We start from the raw sequence: 20,285 nt of genomic DNA, 5'->3' as shown, positions 1-20,285 counted from the left end.
CCCGAGCGCTTTCCCGCCTCATAGTCGTTCAGACTGGAAGCCACGAGAGGTGGCGGGTGGCAATCTCCCCCGACCTTGGCCAGACAGTATGACCACCCGGACCAGGGACCTGACTGATGCTTCGCCTGCACCATATCTTTGCTGAGGCGCAACGAATGGCCAATTGCCCGCTGGAACATGCGCAGGTTTTGGCCGGTACACAGGGTGACGTGCATCCACTTCCCTGCGACGTCCTTCAACCCCATGCAGCCCAGAAAAGTCCGAGGCTTGATATCCCGCCAGTGGAATATCCAGATCGTGCTGCGCCGCCCAACGCGGGAGAGCCGCGAACGACGGCCTGCCCACGGCGGACAGCGTTGGTGGGCAGCTAGAACGTAGCCTTGGCGAGGCATCTGAGGTCGGGAAGTGCTTGGTCGCGACGGTGGTGCTGATGCTGAACCTGGTGCAAGAGTGGCCCAAGTAGGCGAACAGTATGAAGTAGCAGGTTCCCCACTCACGAGCTCCGAATGCACTGCGTTCTTGTTTGGCGCTCCAGCTTGGTCAGCACCTGAGCCAGTCGACCCATACCCTTTCCTTGCCTGCGCCGGCGCGGCTGCATGGGCATGGCACCAGAACCGGGGCGCCAGCTGGCTCGCGGTAGCGTTGCGCGTGAGTTGAAGGCGCATACTAGCCGCGCCAGAGATCGAGGGATACCGCCCGTGACTGCTGGTCCACAACTCTCGACCCGCAGGCCAGTAGTGTGCCCTTTCCTCCCGACTCTGATCCAAGATCGTTGCGGTCAGGCGTTGACTCCCGCAATGGAGTGTGTCACCCATTTTCCCGAACGGATTCATTCGTTATCCCCCTCAGAAGCCGGCCGCACCAGCCTCACGCCGCTGAAGGCGGAAGCCTGGTAGGGCTGGGCGGTGCCGCGGTTGAAGTCCACGCCCCAGGCCTGGCCATCAGTGTGAGTGGAGCGCGACCAGAACCAGCCGCCGGCGGCGGAGCCGGTGGGGAACACCGTGGGCTCCAGCGTCGGAATGCCATGGCTGCCCCAGCACCCGGTGCCATCGGGGAAGTGCGCGGGAGTGCCGCTGGTGCAGTACACGAGCCCCTGGAGTTCTCCGACCTCGGGCAACCGCCATTGGGGTTCTTCCGACGCACGCGAGCGGTTGAACGCGGCCGTTGCCTGCTGGGCCTCAGCGTGGCTGTAGGAACCGGCGGAACCGGTGCAGGCAGCGCCATCCCACTGTTGGCCCAGCGCACAGCGCCGCCATTCGAGCCCGGTATCGAGATCCACCACGGTCGGGGCGTCGAGCGCTTCCAAAGCGTAGCGGCCGGCAATCAGCACCGGACCTGCTTCCGGAGTCGCGCCGACTTCGATGCTGGCCGCACTCTCGCGGCCCCCGCGGGTGGCGGTGACTACGAAGAAGTAGTCGCGATCGTTCTCCAGGTCGGCGACGATCGCTCGCGCGTCGGGCACATTCCCCAGGAAACCCTCGTAAGAAGCAGCCGTGAACGGGTGAATGCCGGGATTCCGCGACCAATACACATGGTACCTGTCGGCTTCCGGCACGGTTTCCCAGCGCAGCGCCACCGAGCCATCGCCGGGTATCGCGTCGAGCCCGGCCGGTGCGGTCAAATCGCTTTCCTCAACGCTGCCCGGATCGCCGTCCCCGATCGAAATCGGAGCACCGGCGCGTTCCTCGGTCGCTGTAGCTGCCACGCCTTCACGCCTGCGGGCATCGTCGGCTTCGGGTATCCACCACCGAGTGGCCCGCGTAGATTCTGCGCCCGGCGCTCCCACGGCCACCGAACCCTGTTCGGCCAATGCCGGGGACGCAGACGATGGATAAGTCGAATCTACTCGGGCCGACAACTGGCCACCCGCAATAACCCGGACACCTGGCCGGAACACGATGCGCTCGCGCGCGACCAGTTCCAGGCTACCCGTGGCCGGCACGATCACCCCGTTCTCCACGAAGATTGAACGGCAGCCGGCCACTTCCTTGGTGGCGCCCGGTTGCGGACCGGCGGTGACGGTATGGTCGTCGTCGGGGCCGCACACGGCGCCCTGCGCTGGGGTGTAGGTTGCCCGCAGGGATAGACCCGTGTACGCCTCGTATCCATGGATCATCACATAATGCGTACCGGCCTGAGGATTCGTTGCGACACAGGTTTCCTCGCTGCCCCATAAGTACGGTCGGCAGTCCCAATTATCCAAGGTGGGCACCTGCCCGTGGCGGACGTAGAGGTCGACAATGCCGCCGCTGCCCCCCCAGATTTCCACGCGCAGCTCGGTGCGATCGGCAGGGATTTCGATACTGAAGAATTGCTGGCTGCCCTGGTCACCACTGAGCTCGTGTACGGCGACACCATTTTGTAGTTGGACCGGTGTAACCTCGGGTAGCGGGGTGGTAAAGCTGACGATGTTGGAATATTCGCTGTGGTTACCATCGTTGTCATAGGCTCGAACGCGCAAGCGGTAGGTCCTATCGGGACTCAGGGGTTCAATAGTTACGTCTGTGCCGACGGCGGTGCCGATCTCGAAAAAGTCTGAGCATTCAGCTCCGGTGCAATACTCGATCTTGTACCCCGCCAGCCCAGAGCCGCTGTTGTCCGTTGAGGCCTCCCAGACAAGGCGAGCCGATGTGGGCTCAACATCTATGGCCGAAAGATTACTTGGTGTGGTTGGCGCGTCGCAGGCATCAGTAGCAAAAGTCTCGTCGTCTCCATTGCTGTCGAACCCGTCGGAGTTGCTCGCGCGCACCCGGAAATGATACGTGGTGCCACACTGGAGGCCTGTAACGGTGTCAGTGCCACTGACGTTGGAGGTGCCAGAGCCCGCAGAGTGAGCAGCAGTAGTCGAGCCGTAGCTGATCGTGGGTCCGTAGTCGAACCAATAGATGGTGGGAGTCCCGTTCGGATTGATGGACGCATTCAGCGTGGCGCTGTGCATAGTAATGTTGGTTGCAGCATTGGTTACCGCCGAGGGCGGCTGGGAAGGAACAACGCCTACACCGGACACGGTCAGGGTGTTGGTACCCGAGGTTCGGTTCGAGTAGACGGTCAAGGAACCGGAATAGTTCTGTGCGGCGGTGGGTGCGAAGGTCACCGTGACATCGCGTGAGCTGCCGGCGGGGATGTTTCCGCTCCAGTTGCCGCTGAAGCCGCTGGGGTACGAGATCGACGAGACGTTCAGAGTGCTGTTGCCGTCGTTGTGGATAGTTAGTGTGCGTTGGCTGCTTTGCCCAACGGTGACATCGCCGAAAGACAGGCCTCCAGTTAGGCGAATGATGCGGGTGGCACAGGCAAGGGTGGTGAACGTTTGGTTTCCACCATAGGCTAGCTGCTGATTAACGTTGCCCGCCACAGCTTGAAAATTGTATGTGGTGCCACAACTTAACTCAGTAATCGTTCGAGAAACATTCTGTGTATTCGTGCCAGCACCTATGTTTTCCCCGTCAATAGTAGTGCCGTAGCTCGTTGTCGTTCCATATTGAAAGAGATAAGCAGACTCCACACCATTCGGATTTACCGTGGCGTTCAGTGTGGCGCTATCTTGTCCAATGCTAGTTGCAGGATTGGTAGTCACGGAAGGTCCCTGTACCGGGCAGTCGACGTTGAGCGTAATGTTGCCGGTGGCGTTGTTGTAACCTGCGACGGCGATCTGGTATTCAGTGCCGGCCATTGCCTGGAACTCCACGCGCGATTGTAAGCCACCGCCGGCATCGTCGTTGGCCGCAACCTGGGTCAGCGCATTGACCGCCGAGCCGGTGAAGGTCGCCAGCGTCGTGTCGAAGTTGCTGCCGAAAGTGTCGATGGTCGCCGCGCAGTTGTTCGCAGGGGTGAAGCGCCACCACACGGCGTTATTGCTGTTCGATGTGGCAATCGTCGGCTGCCCGGGTTCGGACGTTGCGCCGACATTAGTCCCCGTTACCGTGCCCGGCACCGAGATATTGATCCGGTTGGCGAACAGGTTGTTCGGCGGTCCGGCGGCCGGCCGGTAGGCGGCGATGATCTCGCGCACCTCGTTCTTCCAGCGCTGGGCATGGGCGGCACCGGTCGTCCCTGCCGGGATCCCGGTGGCTCGGCCTTCATGAAGGACGGCGGGGTTCGAGAAGTTGTTGATCCGCGTGCAGGAAAAGCCCGAGTCCGTGCACTGGTTCTGGTAGGCCATGACCGTCCGGAACCGCCCGGCCAAGTTGACATAGCCATAGTTGTAGGCCGTGTTCGGCGCCGGATCGCTGACATAGCGGTCGTGGTGCAGGCCGAAGTTGTGCCCCAGTTCATGGGCGAAGGTGTGGTTGCTGATGCAGCCGATCGTCGTGACTGAGTACCCCCATTGGGCCGTGCTCGCCGAGGGCATGTTCGGCCGCCAAGCGATCCCGCAGTACTGCTGGTTGTCCACCAGCAGGGCGACCAAGTCCGCGCCGGTGCTGTTGCGCAGGGTATGGACGGTCTGGAACGGCGCCAGGATGCCGTTGGTCAGGTCGTGTAAAAGGGTACTATAGCTGCTGGGCTCGGTGTAGCCGGACACCAGATGCGTGCCGACGAGGCGATATTGGACCAGCACGCCGCTGCGTGTGAAGGCCGTGTTGGAGAGCGAGATCGCCAGATTGGCCTGGGCTTGGATATCGGAGACCATGGCGGCGGCGGCGCTGGTATAGGTGATCAACACATCGACAATGGTCGTGTTCTCGGCGGCGGAGCTGCCCTGCGGCAGGTGCTCGGCCTTGGTCTCATGGGCGTGGTCGTGGTCATCATGCCCGTGTTCATGATCATGGCCGTGATCATGGCCCTCGCCCCGCGGATGCGCCTCGGCGGGGAACAGGGCGCTGTCCAGCTCGGTGATCCGATGCAGACCCTCGTTCGGTAAAGGATCGATGCGGTAGGCGCGCGGTTCGGTGCCGAAGACCGTGACATGGCCGGTGATGCGTCCGTCGCGGATCACTAGGTCGGCCCAGGCGGCCGAGGGGCCACGGCCCTCGCCGGTCCAGACGAACCCGCCGCCGAAGGCCTCCGAGATCGAGGTGCGTTCCAGATCGGCGACGATCCCTGGGAAAAGCTCGAGCCGAACCGTCGCCGGCGCCGGGACAAGGCCAAGGCGCCCCTGGACGTGGTCGACATCGGGAGGTGCGATCCGCTGGGCCAGATAAGCCGGATCGATCGCTACGTCACGCACCCGGTGGGCGGCAAGCGGGACGCTGCCCAGAGCTGCGGCACTGTCGGCCTGCGCGGCCTCTAGCGGCACGAACAACCCGTTGGCCGCAGCCGATGCGGCAAACGCAAGCGATAGAAGCATCGCCACAAGAACTTGGCGCGCAAAGGTCCGCATCTTAGCCTCCATTTCCAACATACTTACGATCAGGCTTCGGCTTCCAAAATGGATCGTGTTACCCATTCTCCCAGATGGATTCATTCATCGCCCCTCTCAGAGACCGGCCGCAGCAGGCGCACGCTGCTGAAGGCCGATGAGTGGTAGGGCTGGGCGATGCCGCGGTCGAAGTCCACGCCCCAGGCCTGGCCATCAGTGTGAGTGGAGCGCGACCAGAACCAGCCGCCGGCGGCGGAGCCGGTGGGGAACACCGTGGGCTCGAGCGTCGGAATGCCATGGCTGCCCCAGCACCCGGTGCCATCGGGGAAGTGCGCGGGAGTGCCGCTGGTGCAGTACACGAGCCCCTGCAGTTCCTCGATGGCCGGCACCCGCCATTCGGGTTCTTCCGACGCATGCGGGCGGTTGAACGCGGTGGTCGCCTGCCGGGCCTCGGCATGGCTGTAGGCACCGGCCGAGCCGGTGCAGGCCGCGCCATCCCACTGCTGACCGAGCGCACAGCGCTGCCATTCGAGCCCGGTCTCCAGATCGACCACCGTGGGCGCGTCGAGGGCTTCCAGACGGTAGCGACCGGCAACCAGCACCGGACCCGCTTCCGGGATTGCCGCCACCTCGATGCTCGGCGGACTCTCGTGTCCGCCGCGGGCAGCGGTGACCACGAAGAAGTACTCGTGGTCGTTCTCGAGTTCGCCGACGATCAGCCGGGCGTCGCTTACGTTCGCGACGAAGCCGTCGTAGGAGGCGGCGGTGTACGGGTGGATGCCGGGATTCCGCGACCAGTACACATGGTACCCGTCCGCTTCCTGAACGTTCTCCCAGTACAGCCCCACCGAGCCATCGCCGGGAGTCGCGGTGAGGCTGCGCGGGGCGGTAAGGGCCTGTTCATTCGCATCGCCACTTCCGCCGCCGCCGGTTGACGTGGATGTGCCCGCCGCTTGCGCAGCCGTCGTCGAAGCGCCGCCTTCGCGCCTGCGGGCGTCCTCGGACTCGGGTGTCCACCAGCGGGGAGACTCCGCCGAACCCCCGCTCGGCGTTCCCGCACCCTCGGGGTCCGATATCGCCAGGTTCGCCAGCCCCGCCGACGATCCGTAGGTTGGATTCACCCGGGCCGACAGATATCCGCCCGCGGCAACCCGGACACCCGGCCGGAACACGATGCGTTCGCGTGCGACGAGCTGCAGGCTGCTCGTGGCTGGTACTAGCACCCCGTTTTCGACGGAGATCGAACGGCAGCCGGCCACTTCCTTGGTCGCTCCGGGCTGCGGGCCGGTGGTGACGGCACGATCCTCCTGCGGGCCGCACTCAGACCCGGAACCTGACTTGAAGTTCGCCGAGACCAGAACGCTATCGGTCACGCCAAAACTGCACGTCAGAGCAGACCCGGCGCATTCCCCTGACCATCCGCTGAAGTTAAGCGAACCACCGCTGACAAGTGAGACCTGAAAGTGGCTTCCAAAGCTAGAAAGCACATCGCACGTGCCGGTGCAGGTTTCCTCGCGGCCTGCGCTCTCCAAACGAAAGATGGCGTCTGGGTTTCCCACAGCTTCGATTCGAACAGAAAAGAGAGGAAGTTCGAAAGTCAGTGGGATGGCAAAACCGGGGCTGCCATCGCCCGGTGTCACCGTAATCATAGCCTCAAGCACAGGGCTTCCCGAAAGATCTGGAAGGGCGCTCGGTTCGATCCAGAAGCCGATGCCCCCGGCTGCCGACGGGGCTATGCTGAGTGACGTGTTGGCGAGAGACAACCATGACACACTCGACTCTAGGCTTACGGCCACTGCGGTAGCACTACGGTTGGCAAGCAGGATTTCGGACGTACCCGGTGCGATCGAAAAATCCTCCTCCAATGTGACTGTGAACCCTGCCGTTAGCCCCTCCGAGTTGACGCCTAGCACAGTGCCCCCGCTCTGGACCACTGCTATGGAGACATCATCCACGGTCAGTGTGCCCGAGCGTGTGGTTGCCCCGGCGTTATTCATTGCGAGAACAGCGGCTCCCGTTGCCGGGGCTTCGCTGCCAACCAGTGCTTGCCCCGAACCCTGAACCTGGAGCCAGGGAACATCCGAGTCGATACTCGCCTCACAGGCACTGCGAGTCCGGGCACCGGGCATCGTGAAGCCGCCGGATCCCGGCAATTCAATCTGATCCCGGTCGAACAGATAAAAGCATTGGCCGCGTTGCTCCACCCGGACCTTCGCGCCCCGAACGTCGAGGGTCGCGGACCGATTCTCTTCGGAAGGGTTGGGGCTGGCCTGAATGGTAAACGCACCGGGTCCCCTCCGATTGGACCCATTAGTGACCGCCAGCCACGAAGGCGCGCCCGACACCGACCACAAACATGCGCCTTCCATCTCGACATGGAGAGATTGCGATGCTCCTGTCGCTGCCAGCGCTATGGAGCCCGGTTGTACGCGGGGGCGACATCGCGCAAAATGTTTTTGGTACCGAATTCTAGCGTTGCCGAAATCAGCAAGTCCGTAGGCACGCAACCACCAAGTTCCCTGTTGAGGATTCGGAACAACAACGATCTCATTTCGGTTAAAGTTTGTGCTTTCTCCCTGGTAGTCGTAATATTCCCAGGTACAGCCCGAAGTCCCCGACTGGCACCGAATGGTCGGCGCTTGCCCGAACCGAGCGGCAATGGCTAGCCCCCCGCTATTGGGCGTTTCTCCTTCATTATTGTAGCGCCAGAACTCGAGTTCGCCCACTTCCTCAGTATCCGACACGGCCACGGTCCAGTCCCTTTGATACCCAGTATTTCCACTCTGCCCCGATTGTTGAGTACCCAATAGATACACGTGGTTGCCTTCGATCAACGTAGGACCCGTACCATGCTGCAGGATGGGATATTGGACCCCACCAATCGTAATGGAGCCACTCCGGTTCTCTGCCGTCTGGTTCGCACCCACGCTGTAGGAGATGCGCGCGCTGCCCGTGCCCGAATGGCTGCCGGATCCCAACGTGATCCAGGTTCCCGTGCGCGAGGCTGTCCACGAACACCCCGGTTCAGTCGCGATATCGATATGGAAAGTCCCCGACTGTCCGGTGTGGTTGGCAGATCCGGGACTGAGTTCGATGGCGCAGTTCCGGTTTCCCACGTAGCCGTTAACGAAGTCGCTCAGTTCCGTACACGAACCGGCGTGGCAGCTTTGCACAGCGTACTGGTACGTTGCGCCGTAGCTTGCGGTATTGTCGAAAAAAAACGGTTCCGACAAGCCCTCTGCAAGAAGTATATGGCTCTGTCCCGGTCCGTTCCGGCGGTAAACGTTAAACCGTTCGACCGATTGCGCCACCCAACTCGCGCGGACGCCATCCGGAAAGACCCCCTGCGATGCACGCACGGAGTATGGCGCCCGAAGCGGAGCCGGCTCCTGCGTAGCGGAAAGAAAACGCGTTGCGTGAACGCCCGACCGATAGGAAAACGCAATCTGATCGGCATACTGCGCCAATCTTCCCCCGTTCCCCTGCGCGCCCCAAGCCCAATCAAGAAATTCCGCTGCGGAAACACCCAATAGCGAGGCGACTTGCTTATACAACCACTCCCACCGGGACTGGTCTTCGCTATAAAGCTGGGCTAGGCTAAGAAGATCGTAGTACTTGATCGAATGCAGAGTCTGGTGCGCTTGGAGGTTTAGTTCCAGTCGATCGGCATTCCACGCTCCGCCTTTGGGCTCTAGCGAGGCTCGATAACCTTCCAGGGCCCAATAAACTTTATGTGAGAGAGAACCCATCAGTCGAACAGCCCGTGTGGATTCTAGGTAGGCTGAGACGAAGCGATAATTCGAGTAGACGGCGTAGCCAGCTAGTACTACGCCGGAGAAGGCTTTGGATGCGGAAGCTACGATCTCATACTTTAGTTGTAGAGCTGCGGCGAGAGTTGTGTTGCCAGCTTTATAGGCAGCCAAAATCTGCGCGTTTAATTTTGCAAGGGCGATTTTCGTAAGTAGAGTATTCGTCACCAGCAAACCGTTCTTTAACTGTGGCGCCCACTCAACCCAAGCCAAAAGTGTCTCTTGAAGGCTGGATTCAACTCCATAGGTCTGGAACATCGCCAAAGCCTGTGCATACGCGGGATCATCGATAAACTCCCCCGCCGCCGAGAACAGGCGATATCGGGTATGGGCTTCGGCGCCCATCTGAAGTACGCTGACAAGCGATTGCTGCAGTTCGCGTTTGTTTTGAGCCGAAATGTCGTCAAAAAGGTTGAGCACCGAATCGAGGGTGTTGAAGACAGCGGAGATAGTCCCTGTGGAACTTTCGCTTATAATATCAAGAACAGTAAACAGGTCAGATGCGACACCAGTTTGTCTTTTTATTTGTGGTTTTTGGTGGTTTTTGAGATCATCAAAGACGCGATGAAACAAATGAAGATCGGACTGGAACGTCTCGTTGGGATAGGCCGCCTTAAGGGCAGTAATGAGTTCTCCTTCAAAACCGATCGGGTGGATGTGTCGGCCAAACCGGTCGAAATAATCTGCCATTATCAGGGTTTCGATCATTAACGTGTAATAGGCGTCACGTCGCTCCTCGGTATCCCCGAGAAGCGAAAGGAACGCGGAGTCCTCATGCAGGTATTCCGGGACGGCAAACTCGATGCCTCCAATAGAAATACTGGGGTGTTCCAGGTGGGAATTGACACGGCTACGATAAAGAAGCTGCCAGACAATGTCAGCGATTTCCACGGGCGAAAGCGTTGTGAACCCGATGACTTCGATTCTGTCTACGCGAGGGAGCGAGCCGTCTTGGCCCACATGAAGGAAGTCCTGTGTTATCTGAAGGGTTGGCTCGCCATAGCTTATGCGGAGCGTGAACTCCTCGTCCGGTAAGCTAATGGGGATATCTTGGGTCGCTTGCGGGGAAGCGTTTCCGGAGAACGCCAACAATACGAGGAATGCAAAAAGGATTTGTGGTCTCATGAGGTCCGCTATGTGTCAAGGTAGTTGGCACCTGAGTTAAGCAGCTTTTTGGGCTGCGAGGGTCGAGCTGCCGCCGGGATCTTGCCGGTCAGGGTTGAGCCAAACGAGGAAGATCGGATCCCAGTTGCGGGTGTGGCGCGACCACCGGCGGGGATGCCGCTGGCGCGCTTGTTCGTAAAGCGTCGCGCGTTGCGCCAGGATCGCCGCATCGAGGCCCTGGTGGCGCTGGGCCGGGGTAACGAACCGGATCGCGCTGTGGCGATGCTGATGGTTGTACCACTGCACGAAGCCATGCACCCAGAGACGTGCTTCCTGGAGGCTGTCGAAGCCCTCTGCCGGGTAGTCCGGGCGGTACTTGCAGGTCCGGAACAACGCCTCGGAGAAGGCGTTGTCGTTGGAGACCCGTGGGCGACTGTGCGAGGGCGTGATGCCGAGCCGCTCCAGCGTGACCCGCAACGCCGAGCCCTTCATGGGGCTGCCGTTGTCGGCGTGCAGGATCAGGGGCTGGTGCGCGCACTGCTCGCGCAGGACGGCGCGTTCCACGACCCGGCTGCTATTGGTCGCATTCTCGGCGTCGAAGGCCTCGGCACCGACGATCTTGCGGCTGAAGACGTCGATGACCAGATACAGGTACAGGAACACGCCGCGCACGTGTGTAGGCAGGTAGGTGACGTCGTAGGTCCAGACCTGGTTGGGTCCATCGGCTACATGGCGCGGCGGTGGGCTCGGTGCCCGGGGTGGAGCGGCCCGCCCCCGGTGATGTTGCTCGTTGGCCGCACGCAGAACCCGATAGAAGCTCGATTCCGAGGCGATGTAGGTACCCTCCTCATCGAGCAGGCGGGTGACGATCTGGGCCGGTGGCAGGCTGGCAAAGTCGGGCCGGTGACAGGCGTCGAGAATCGCCTGGCGTTCGGCTTCGCTCAGCGCATGGGCCGGCGCCGGCCGCTCGGCGGCAGGACGCTTGTCCTCCCGGTCGCGGGACCAACGCCGGTAGGTGTTGACACCGATGCCCAGCTCCGCGCAGGCGCTCTTCAGGCGGGCACCCGCGGCACGGGCTTCGTTGACCAGCTCCAGGGCGTGCTGGCGATCCGGGGTGCTGGTCATGCGTCCTCGTCCCCCCAGATCGCCGCGGCTTTTTTTCGCAGCGTCAGCAATGCTGCGGTCTCCGCCAGCGCCGCCTCTTTGCGGCGCAACTCCCGTTCCAGTTCCCGGGTGCGCTTGCGCTCCTGGCGCAACACCGCGCCTTCGCGCTGCGACACAGCCTCGGTGCGCGCGTTGGCTTGCTCGCAGGACCGGCGCCAACGCTGGATCTGCTCCGGATACAGGCCGCGCTGGCGGCAATACTCAGCCAGTTCGACCTCGCTCAGCGCAGCCGTTTCGATCACCGCACTGAACTTGTCCCGCGACGACCAGCCTTCCGGATCCCGGCCGTGATCGGGCAGCAACTGCCCCTTCGCCCGGGCCTGCTTGCGCCATGCGTACAGGGTGGGTGCCGAGATGCCTTCCTCGGCAGCGACCTCGGCCACCGGCCGGTTCTCCGGCGGCAACAGCTTGCGCAGGATCGCTTCTCGACGTTCTTCGGAGTACTTCATCGGAACCTCTTCTCTGCCCCCCTCAGTGGTGGAAGATTCTAAACACAGTTCAGGTTCCAACTAGTCTGACACCGGGGGGGTCGTCTTCTCGGAGAATTCTATTTTCTCACTATTGCGATGGAGGCATTGTGGGTAAGGCATCGGTAGATGGGTAGATGTCCCCCGCACAAGGAGACCGAGGCAGGCAAGGCCTCGATGGCAACCTGCCTGTGGGTGCGGAGTGCGGATTGTTGGTGTGCGCTGTTGGCATGCTTCTGTCGGTGCACGCCACCCGCACTGTTCGCACCGAGACCGGCACGCCGAAATCCCGGGCAAGCACGCCGCTACGCCAACGCCTTCCTCCGTGGCGGGTCTGTGTTTGGCGCGTAGCCTCATGTTTCCCCCTGCGTCCCCTGCAGTGCCGGCGGCGATCCGCGGATAACCCCTGCGCACTTCCCTGGGGTCCCTTGCGCGGGTGTCCTGCGCTTGACAAGAGGCTAATCGATTTTCGCCTCCGGTGTTTGTCAACGTAGTTGTCCGCTTTTTCATGCCGCCTGAGCGACCATCAGGGCTGGCGTTTGGGCATGTTCCTTCGGTGGGTTGAGCCAGACGTGATCGATCGGTGTCCAGTTGCGCGTGTGCCGCGACCAGCGTGTCGGGTTGGCGCGTTGGGCGTCTTGGTACACCCGGTGCCGGTGCGCCAGGATCGCGATGTCCTCCCCGCGATGACGCTGGCCGGGGGTGACGAAGCGGATCTTGCTGTGGCGATGTTCCTCGTTGTACCAGTGGACGAAGCGCGCGACCCAAGCGCGGGCGTCGGCGAGGCTGGCAAACGGCTGAGGCGGAAAGGCCGGCGTGTATTTCAAGGTCCGGAACAGGCTTTCCGCGTAGGGGTTGTCGTCGCTCACCGAGGGGCGACTGAAGGACGGGACGACACCCAGGCGCTGCAAGGTGCTGAGCATGGTGGCACCCTTCATGGGGCTGCCATTATCCGAGTGCAGCACCAGGCCCGGGCGATGGACGCCCTCGGCGAGACAGGCGCGTTCGATCAGGCGACTGGCGTGTTCGGCGCTTTCCTCGGTGTGCACCTCCCAGCCGACGACCTTGCGGCTGAAGACGTCCTCGATCAGGTACAGGCGGTAGAACTGCCCCCGGATCGAAGAGGCCAGGAAGGTGATGTCCCACGCCCAGCAAACATTGGGCGCAGTCGCGCAGACCCCCTCCGGTTTGGGCACCTGCCGTGGGGCCGCCGCCCGGCCCCGGCGCTGTACCTGGTCATGGGCCCGCAGCACGCGGTAGAAGCTCGCCTCGGACGCGATGTACACGCCCTGGTCGGCCAGGCGCGGCACGATCTGGGTCGGTGGCAGGCTACGGTACTCCGGCGCGTTACAGACCGTCAGGATCGTCTCCTGCTCTTCGGCACTCAGGCGGTTGGCCGGCACCCGCGGGGTGCAGGTGCGCCGGTCCACCAGCCCGGTGTCGCTGCCGGCGAGGGCGCGCCAGCGGCGCAGCGTGCGCGGCGTCAGGCCGAGGACCGCACAGGCCGGGGTGAGCCGGGCACCGGCGGCGACCGCCTCGTCGATCAGGTCCAGCGCCAAGGCACGGGTCTCGGGCGTGATCATGCGTCCTCGTCGTCCCCCCAGATCGCCTGGGCTTTTTTTTTCAACACCAGCAAGGCGGCTGCCTCGGCCAGGGCTTTCTCTTTCCGGCGCAGCTCGCGCTCCAGGTCGCGCACGCGCTTCTTCTCCTGCTGCCAGGCGGCACGCTCGTCCCGGGTCAGCCGCTGGGGATCGGCGCTGCCGGCCATGGCCGCTTCCTTCCAGCGCTCGATCTGCTCGGGATACAGACCCTTGCACCGGCAGTACTCCGAGAGCGCCTGCTCATTCAGCGCGGCGGTTTCGATCACCACCGCGAGCTTGTCCCGGCCACTCCAGGATTCCGGGTTCGCCGGATCCGCCGGCACCGCATGCCCCCGGTCCTGGAACTCCCGGCGCCAGGCATACAGGGTGGGTTCCGACACCCCCGTCTCCCGGTGCACGTCGGCCACCGCCCGGGCATTGGGCGGCATCATCTTCTCGACCACCTTGGCTTTGAACTCTTCGCTGTACCGTGGCATTCCATCCGCTCTCTCCGCCCCCTCGAGGGTTAAGTTTACTGCGTCCAATCCAGCGGACTTCTATGCTGACAGAGGGGGCCTCCGATTAAACCCGTTGCTTGGCTCGGATAAATTGTGTTTAGGTTGGCGGCTCCTGAAAGGGGGATGGCGGTGGAGCCGGGCTGGTTCGTGGAAGGGCACGCCTGGCAGAAACTCCGGCCGGACTCGGACTGGACCTTGGGTTGGCCAGGCTGCGCGTTACAATCTTCGCGGCACCTCCGTCTTTCAACCGGGCTGGCCGGACGTTCGGCGGGTGTCCGGATGCTTATAGCGTCGGCGCCTTGCGCCGCGGACCAACGCAGCAGAATCAGGGAGGGCACCGCATTGAAAATCGCCGGCAACGGTTTTGCGCTGGGCATCCGGAACGGCACTGGTCTCACCACGTATTCGCGCGAACTGGCCGGCACGCTGATTCGGGCTGGTCATACCGTGGACGCGGTGTTCAGACTGAACGGGGTAGGGCGTCGCGAGAGCCTGCTCCGGGCGCGCTGGCTACAATGATTCGCCGTGCACGGGGACCCGGGAACGTTTGCGTGGCGGGACTGGCTTCGTTATCTGCCTCCCGACCTTGGGGTTCGCGCGCTGGGGCGGCCTCTGTCGCTGCGCATGATTCCCGAAGGCTTTGCGCACGGGGGGTTCTCCCTGCTCGACGCTCTGCCGGCGTTCGATCGCGTGTTCAACCCGCCGTCGCTGCACCGCGTGGCTCAGGCAACCGGCGGCATCCTGGGAATGGCGTTGCGCATCCGGCCGTCGGTCGGGCTCGAGGTGGACCATCGCACGTTGCTGTTGCCGGTGCATATGGAACCCCTTCTTGGTTCTTTGTGTCTCGCGGCACACTTTGATCTCGTCGTTATCGCGAGGAGCAGTGTGGCCGAGCGAACCACAGATCGTCTTGATTTTGCGGGCGTTGTGGGGCCGCTTTCGCAACGACAAGAATCTCTATTCCCCTCGCTCTTCGGGTGTGGCAATCGGGCTTGGCGGCAACATGGACAAAGGCCGGACCAACCTTACGCCGCTGCCGGCCGACATCTGGTAGGAGAGAGCCTGCCCGCGGTTGAAGTCCACGCCCCAGGCCTGGCCATCAGTGTGGATGGAACGCGACCAGAACCAGCCGCCGGCGGTAGAGCTGGTGGGGAACACCGTGGGCTCCAGTGTCGGAATGCCATGGCTGCCCCAGCACCCGGTGCCATCGGGGAAGTGCGCGGGAGTGCCGCTGGTGCAGTACACGAGCCCCCGGAGCTCCCCGATCTCGGGCAGCCGCCATGCGGGTTCTTCCGACGCACGCGAGCGGTTGAACGCGGCCGTTGCCTGCTGGGCCTCAGCGTGGCTGTAGGTACCGGCGGAACCGGTGCAGGCAGCGCCATCCCACTGTTGGCCCAGCGCACAGCGCCGCCATTCGAGCCCGGTGTCGAGATCCACCACGGTGGGGGCGTCGAGAGCATCCAGGCGGTAGCGACCGGCCACCAGCACCGGGCCTGCTTCCGGAATCGCGGCCACTTCGATGCTGGCCGCACTCTCGCGGCCGCCGCGGGTGGCGGTGACCACAAAAACGTACTCGCGATCGTTCTCCAGGTCGGCGACGATGGCTCGTGCGTCGGGCACGTTCCCCAGGAAACCTTCGTAAGAAGCGGCCGTGAACGGGTGAATGCCGGGATCCTGCGACCAGTACACGTGGTACCCGTCGGCTTCCGACACGGTCTCCCAGCGCAGCGCCACCGAGCCATCGCCGGGCATCGCGGTGAGGCCGCGGGGGGTGGGGCCGTCGTGTTCCGGGGAGTTTGCAGTACCGCCGTCCAAGGTGCCGGCTGGTTCCGAGGCCCGCGTTGTTTCGGGGCCTTCGCGTTCGGGAGCGTACCCTACCGTGGGTGCCCACCACCGGCCGGACCCCACGGAAATACGGCTCAGTGTTCCCGTTCCCGCACGATCTTGTTCGGACGCTTGTGCCAGACCCGCCACCGATCCGTCGGTCGGGTTCACTCGGATCGATGATTGCCCACTAGCCTCGGGATGAGAAGCCAAACCGGGCTCGATCTCGGCACGGAACCGGCCGCCGGCCCGAACCGCGAAGCCGGGGCGCAAGCTGATCCTCTGCCCGGCCCGGAAGGTCGCGTCGCCGGTGGCGGTCACGACGAATGCAGGACCGGCGGTGATCGTCCGACAGGCGCCGTAGAACGCCGGGCTAGTCACACTCGTGTTCTGGAGCGTCAGATGATCGTCGTATGGACAGGCGCTGGCGCTCAGCGAGTCGATCGCCGCATCGACATTGATCCGCGGGATCGTGCTCCCGGCCGAGCTGATCGCGGTTCCGGTGTCTCTCAGCGCGTTGCGGATCTGGATAATGGTGGCAGTGGGATAAGCCGCGCGGACCGAGGCAAAGGCGCCGGCGACATGCGGCGCGGCCATCGAGGTGCCCGAGAGATGGGCGTAGTGGCTGTTGGAGGTGCCGCTGATAAAGGCAGCGTTGATCGAAGAGCCAGGTGCTGCGATGTCGACCAGGCTGCCCCAGTTCGAGAACGAGCTGCGCTCATCCGACTTGGTGGTGCTGCCGACCGCGATCACCTCGGGAATGCATGCCGGTGCGCGGATTGAGTAGTTGGAGCCATCGTTGCCGGCGCTGGCAACGACCGCAATGCCGACATTAGTCAGCTCCTGGACGATCCACCGTCGCGGGTCGGCAGTGCACGCCGAGAAATACTGTCCGTCGCCAAGACTCATGTTCACTGCGGCGAAAGCGCGTGCAGTGCGCCGCGCATAGACCCGTTCCAGCGCGGCGATCTGGTCGGACTGCCAGGTCAAGAGGCAGTGGGTGTATCCGCCCGGTAGGCGGCCGCAGTAACCGGTGTCCTGATGGAACAGCGAAAAGACGTTGGTGGACATGATCCGCGCGTCGGGCGCCACTCCGTGCGGCGGAACACCTGAGCCGGGGTTGGCCACGAAGCCAGCCGCGGTGCTGGCCAGATGCGTTCCGTGACCGCAGCCCAACCAGGTGGAACTGGTGCAGTCATCGCCCGACTCGAGTGTCGTGGCCGACCCGGCCCCGCCCGGACAGCGGCTGGTGGACGGCACCCACGAGCCGACCCGGTTGTAGCACGCACCCTCGACGATGCGTGTGGACAGATGCTCATGCGTGAGGCGGGCTCCGGTATCCAGCACCGCAACTACCTGCCCCGTTCCGGTGCCGCCGGCGGCATAGGCCGCCGGCATGCCGATCAGCGGCAACGACTGGATCAGACCCGGGGTGCTGAGGCCGTTGATGTGGATGCGCACGACCTCGGTATCGTCGGCCAGCGCACGCAGCAACTCGGCATCAGCGGTCAGCGCGAACATTGGCGAATAGGTCATGCGCTGGATCGCCAGCACATCCTCGGGATCGGTCTTGGTGCGTGCGCGGCCAAGGATGCGATCCTGCGCCTGGCGCACTGCCGTTCTGATGATCTGATCAGCCTCGGCGCTGCCGCTCTGCACCTGCGCCGGCAGTGATGGCGGTGCGAACTCGACGATCAAATGGACATGTCCCCGGTCGCGCAATTGTTGGGCCACGGCCTTGGAGTCGACCAGCCGGGACAGCGCCTTGGAAGAGAGGCCCCCAAGTCCCGTTTCTGCCGCAAGGGCCTGACCAAGCGCCAAGCTCAGCGCAGCCACGAGCCACCACATGATCCTGAAGACAGACCTTCCGCCACCCCTGGATCTGGCATTGGCGATCGACAGCAACGGTGATCGCCAAGACATGTCTTCAAGCCTCATGGGCAGCCCTCCCGGCGATTCTGATGGCGCGAATCCGAAATCCGTGATGGCTTTCGGAAGCTTTCCCATCGCATCGGGCATAAACAACGATCCGTGTCCAATTCGCGATGCGAGCATTTCGCGCCATTACGATGAACGCAGATCTTTCTCTTTCCCCCCGGCGTCTTGCTAGAGTCGCGACCCGACGGTTTTACCGCCGACGCCGGACTGCACTGGCGGACTATGGCCGCAACGTCGGATCAATGAATGCTCTGAGCCTCGCGCCTGGCTCCACCCCGAATCCGGGGCGCAGCAGGACCCTTTCACCAGCGACGAACGTCACATCGGCGCTGTTTCCAACAATCAAGCTCGGGCCGGCACTGAGCACGCGGCACGCGCCGTGCGTCTGTGTCCCCGAAAGCACGGTGTCGCTCAGCACGACGTCGTCGTTGTATCCGCAGGTTCCCGGAACCTCAAAACTGGCTTCGAGGGTCACGCCGGAGTAGGCGCTCCAGCCATGCAGCATGATGTGGTAAGTGCCTGCGTCGGGTTCCGCGATATCACAGGTTTCATTGGTCCCGGGCAGCACGGACTGGCAATCATGGTCGTCGAGCGTCGGTGCGGCCTCGAAACGTAGATAAAGATCCACATCGCCAGTTCCGCCCCCAGTGGTCACCACAAGGTTGGTGGCGCCCTCGGGCACCTCGATGGTGAAGAAGCGCTCGCTGTCCTCAGCCCCGGCAAGTTCGTGGACTGGAACACCGTTGGACAACGCCATCGGGGGCATCTCGAAGGTAGCTGTCACCGAGCGTGCGGAGCTCATGGTAACCGTACAGGTGTCGGTGCCGCTGCAGCCTTCGCCACTCCAACCCGCGAAATCGGACCCCGGCTCAGCGACTGCACTCAGGATGACTAGGCTGCCCTCGGAAAACTCGGTGCTGCACGATGTGCCGCAGTCGATGCCAGCAGGGTCGCTGGTGACCGTGCCCGTACCGGCCCCCGCGCGGAACACCGTCAGGTTGTGGTTGACAATGCTTCCCACGACCGGAATGCAGGCCGGATTGGCAGCGGCAGCTGCAGCGACGGTATTGAACATGAGGTTGGGGACCCGATCCGCAGCAACGCCGAACGGGTGGTCGCGGCCAAGAGTCCCGGCAACATTACCCAGTCCCCCTGAACGCAATTGGCAATAGCTCATGATGGTTCCCTGCCGCTCGCCCGGTACGCCTCCTGTCAGCGAGCCCATGCCCGGTAGGCTGACCGCGTCGGACCAGCAGGTTCCGGTCCACGGTGGATCGTCGGGCTCGCCAGCATAACAGGCGTCGACCGGACTCGAATGGTCATCAATGCCGCCATAGCAGTGCGTGTGGGGGGAATTGAAATTGTGTCCGATCTCATGAGCCACGACTATCGCGTCCCAGGCGATCCCGCCCGAAGTCGAAATCGTGCCGTTCAGGCCCCCGCTAACCCCGAAGTCCCCGCCGACAAGCACATTACCGAGCGAGTCGCATCCGGTGGGCGCGCTGATTTCCCAGGTTCCTTGGCACAGCACATCCTGCCAGGCGATTCCACCCCAAGAGGGCCGCCCGCTCAGGAAGTGCGCGATCGTCCGTTCCACGCTTTGCCGGTAATCGCGCCAGTAGCGCCCGAATTCGTATAACCGGCACGCGGTATCGTCGTTTTCTACCCAAGGCTGGCTTGCCGCGGTGGTCCACAGAAAAGTATCACCCACCAGAAGCTGGGTTTGCATTTCCTGTTCGTAAATCCCGCCCACGTAATTGAACAGATTAGCGATATATGTCAGCGTCGACTCCGTGTCCCCGAACTGAGCGTAAAGCTCATGGTCGGTCTCGAGCGCGACGGTTACCTCGTAGAGCTGCCCTTCCGGGAGCGCGGCGGGAACCGGCAGCTGACGAGGGTGCTGGAAGTCCTGGAGTTGGCGTTCCCTGAGCAGCGTGGGTTGCACCAGCCGATCCGCCTGACATCGGAATGGCTCGGCGGGAACACTCTCCACGTCCAGCCGCGTCGCTTCGAGCGCTTCGTCCCAGGGGCGGCGTTGCAGTTCCCAGGTTACCTCCCCATCATTGAGAAGTCCGGTGATTCTGCCATCCGGGGCCACGCTGACAGTGACCAGGGAACCTTCAATTCCACGCACCCGGCCACGTAGGTGGCGCGTGCGGTTGAGCGACGCATGAGGCAAGGGAGTACCGTTGTCGATCACAACCCGAGCGTCCGGTGCGAACACGTCGACGGACCGCAAATCGAAATCAAAGGTACCGCGCCCTTCGATTTCGATTTGCCGCAGCCGCCAGCTCGGGGCCGATTCGCTCAACAGCCGGTCCAGTTCAGCTCGGTGGTTTTCGATTTCCACGCGGTCGAACGCGCTGGCGGCAGCCGCGCCGACCAGCAATAACGTGGTGAACAACCCGGAAAGCGCCCGCTTCACCCCACAATACAGCCCACCACGAAACATCATCCACCCCGCGTCCAGCGCACCGTCCCCAGAATAGCCACGTACATCGGCAGAGAAAAGCACCCGCGCCGCGCCCCACCCCGTAGGAGGCCAGCCCCTGGCCGATCGGGTTTCCCCGCCGCCGGATCGGCGA

General features: G+C 63.1%; 7 protein-coding genes. 1 reads left to right on the top strand and 6 read right to left on the bottom strand.

The genetic code is table 11. From position 1 onward, the window contains the following. Positions 1–829 precede the first annotated feature (829 nt). The 4 genes from THITH_RS09495 to THITH_RS09460 form a co-directional block, all read right to left on the bottom strand. Entirely contained in the window at positions 830–5,317 is a 4,488-nt protein-coding gene (locus tag THITH_RS09495; RefSeq protein ID WP_025367445.1) for a fibronectin type III domain-containing protein, read from the bottom strand. An 80-nt stretch (positions 5,318–5,397) separates the two neighbouring features. Beyond that, on the bottom strand, positions 5,398–10,230 hold the full coding sequence (locus THITH_RS17920; protein WP_006749206.1) for an Lcl domain-containing protein: 4,833 nt from the start codon (positions 10,228–10,230) through the stop codon (positions 5,398–5,400). Positions 10,231–10,266: 36 nt separating this feature from the next. Continuing rightward, positions 10,267–11,822, bottom strand: a protein-coding gene (locus THITH_RS09470) for an IS3 family transposase (protein WP_156925509.1) whose coding sequence is annotated in 2 segments (ribosomal slippage) — positions 10,267–11,363 and positions 11,363–11,822 — 1,557 coding nt in all. Because the reading frame shifts where the segments join, the coding sequence is not laid out codon by codon here. Between the two features lie 524 nt (positions 11,823–12,346). Then, positions 12,347–13,917 (bottom strand): IS3 family transposase gene (locus tag THITH_RS09460; protein ID WP_408645271.1). Its coding sequence is split into 2 segments (ribosomal slippage): positions 12,347–13,455 and positions 13,455–13,917, totalling 1,572 coding nucleotides; the frame shifts between segments, so codons are not numbered across the junction. 363 nt (positions 13,918–14,280) lie between these two features. On the opposite strand from THITH_RS09460, the gene THITH_RS18515 reads away from it, so the two are divergent. Then, positions 14,281–14,457, top strand: a complete 177-nt coding sequence (locus tag THITH_RS18515) for a hypothetical protein (protein ID WP_006747297.1) — start codon at positions 14,281–14,283, stop codon at positions 14,455–14,457. Between the two features lie 438 nt (positions 14,458–14,895). Here THITH_RS18515 and THITH_RS17110 read toward each other — a convergent pair whose 3' ends face one another. Continuing rightward, the gene (locus tag THITH_RS17110) at positions 14,896–17,781 is read right to left on the bottom strand and encodes a S8 family serine peptidase (RefSeq protein WP_198019436.1); all 2,886 of its coding nucleotides are present in this window, start codon (positions 17,779–17,781) and stop codon (positions 14,896–14,898) included. Positions 17,782–17,920: 139 nt separating this feature from the next. Continuing rightward, the gene (locus THITH_RS09445) at positions 17,921–20,155 is read right to left on the bottom strand and encodes a M12 family metallo-peptidase (protein ID WP_006747300.1); all 2,235 of its coding nucleotides are present in this window, start codon (positions 20,153–20,155) and stop codon (positions 17,921–17,923) included. Positions 20,156–20,285: the final 130 nt, after the last annotated feature.

Source organism: Thioalkalivibrio paradoxus ARh 1 (assembly GCF_000227685.2).
Classification (GTDB): domain Bacteria; phylum Pseudomonadota; class Gammaproteobacteria; order Ectothiorhodospirales; family Ectothiorhodospiraceae; genus Thioalkalivibrio; species Thioalkalivibrio paradoxus.
The sequence above is the reverse complement of the archived record's forward strand: the minus strand, read 5'-3'. Positions and strand labels throughout refer to the sequence as shown.

Excerpts from the sequence above, each read along its gene's own strand:
- THITH_RS09495 (WP_025367445.1), bottom strand. The coding sequence starts at position 5,317 with ATGCGGACCTTTGCGCGCCAAGTTCTTGTGGCGATGCTTCTATCGCTT.
- THITH_RS17920 (WP_006749206.1), bottom strand. The coding sequence starts at position 10,230 with ATGAGACCACAAATCCTTTTTGCATTCCTCGTATTGTTGGCGTTCTCC.
- THITH_RS17110 (WP_198019436.1), bottom strand. The coding sequence starts at position 17,781 with ATGCCCGATGCGATGGGAAAGCTTCCGAAAGCCATCACGGATTTCGGA.
- THITH_RS09445 (WP_006747300.1), bottom strand. The coding sequence starts at position 20,155 with ATGATGTTTCGTGGTGGGCTGTATTGTGGGGTGAAGCGGGCGCTTTCC.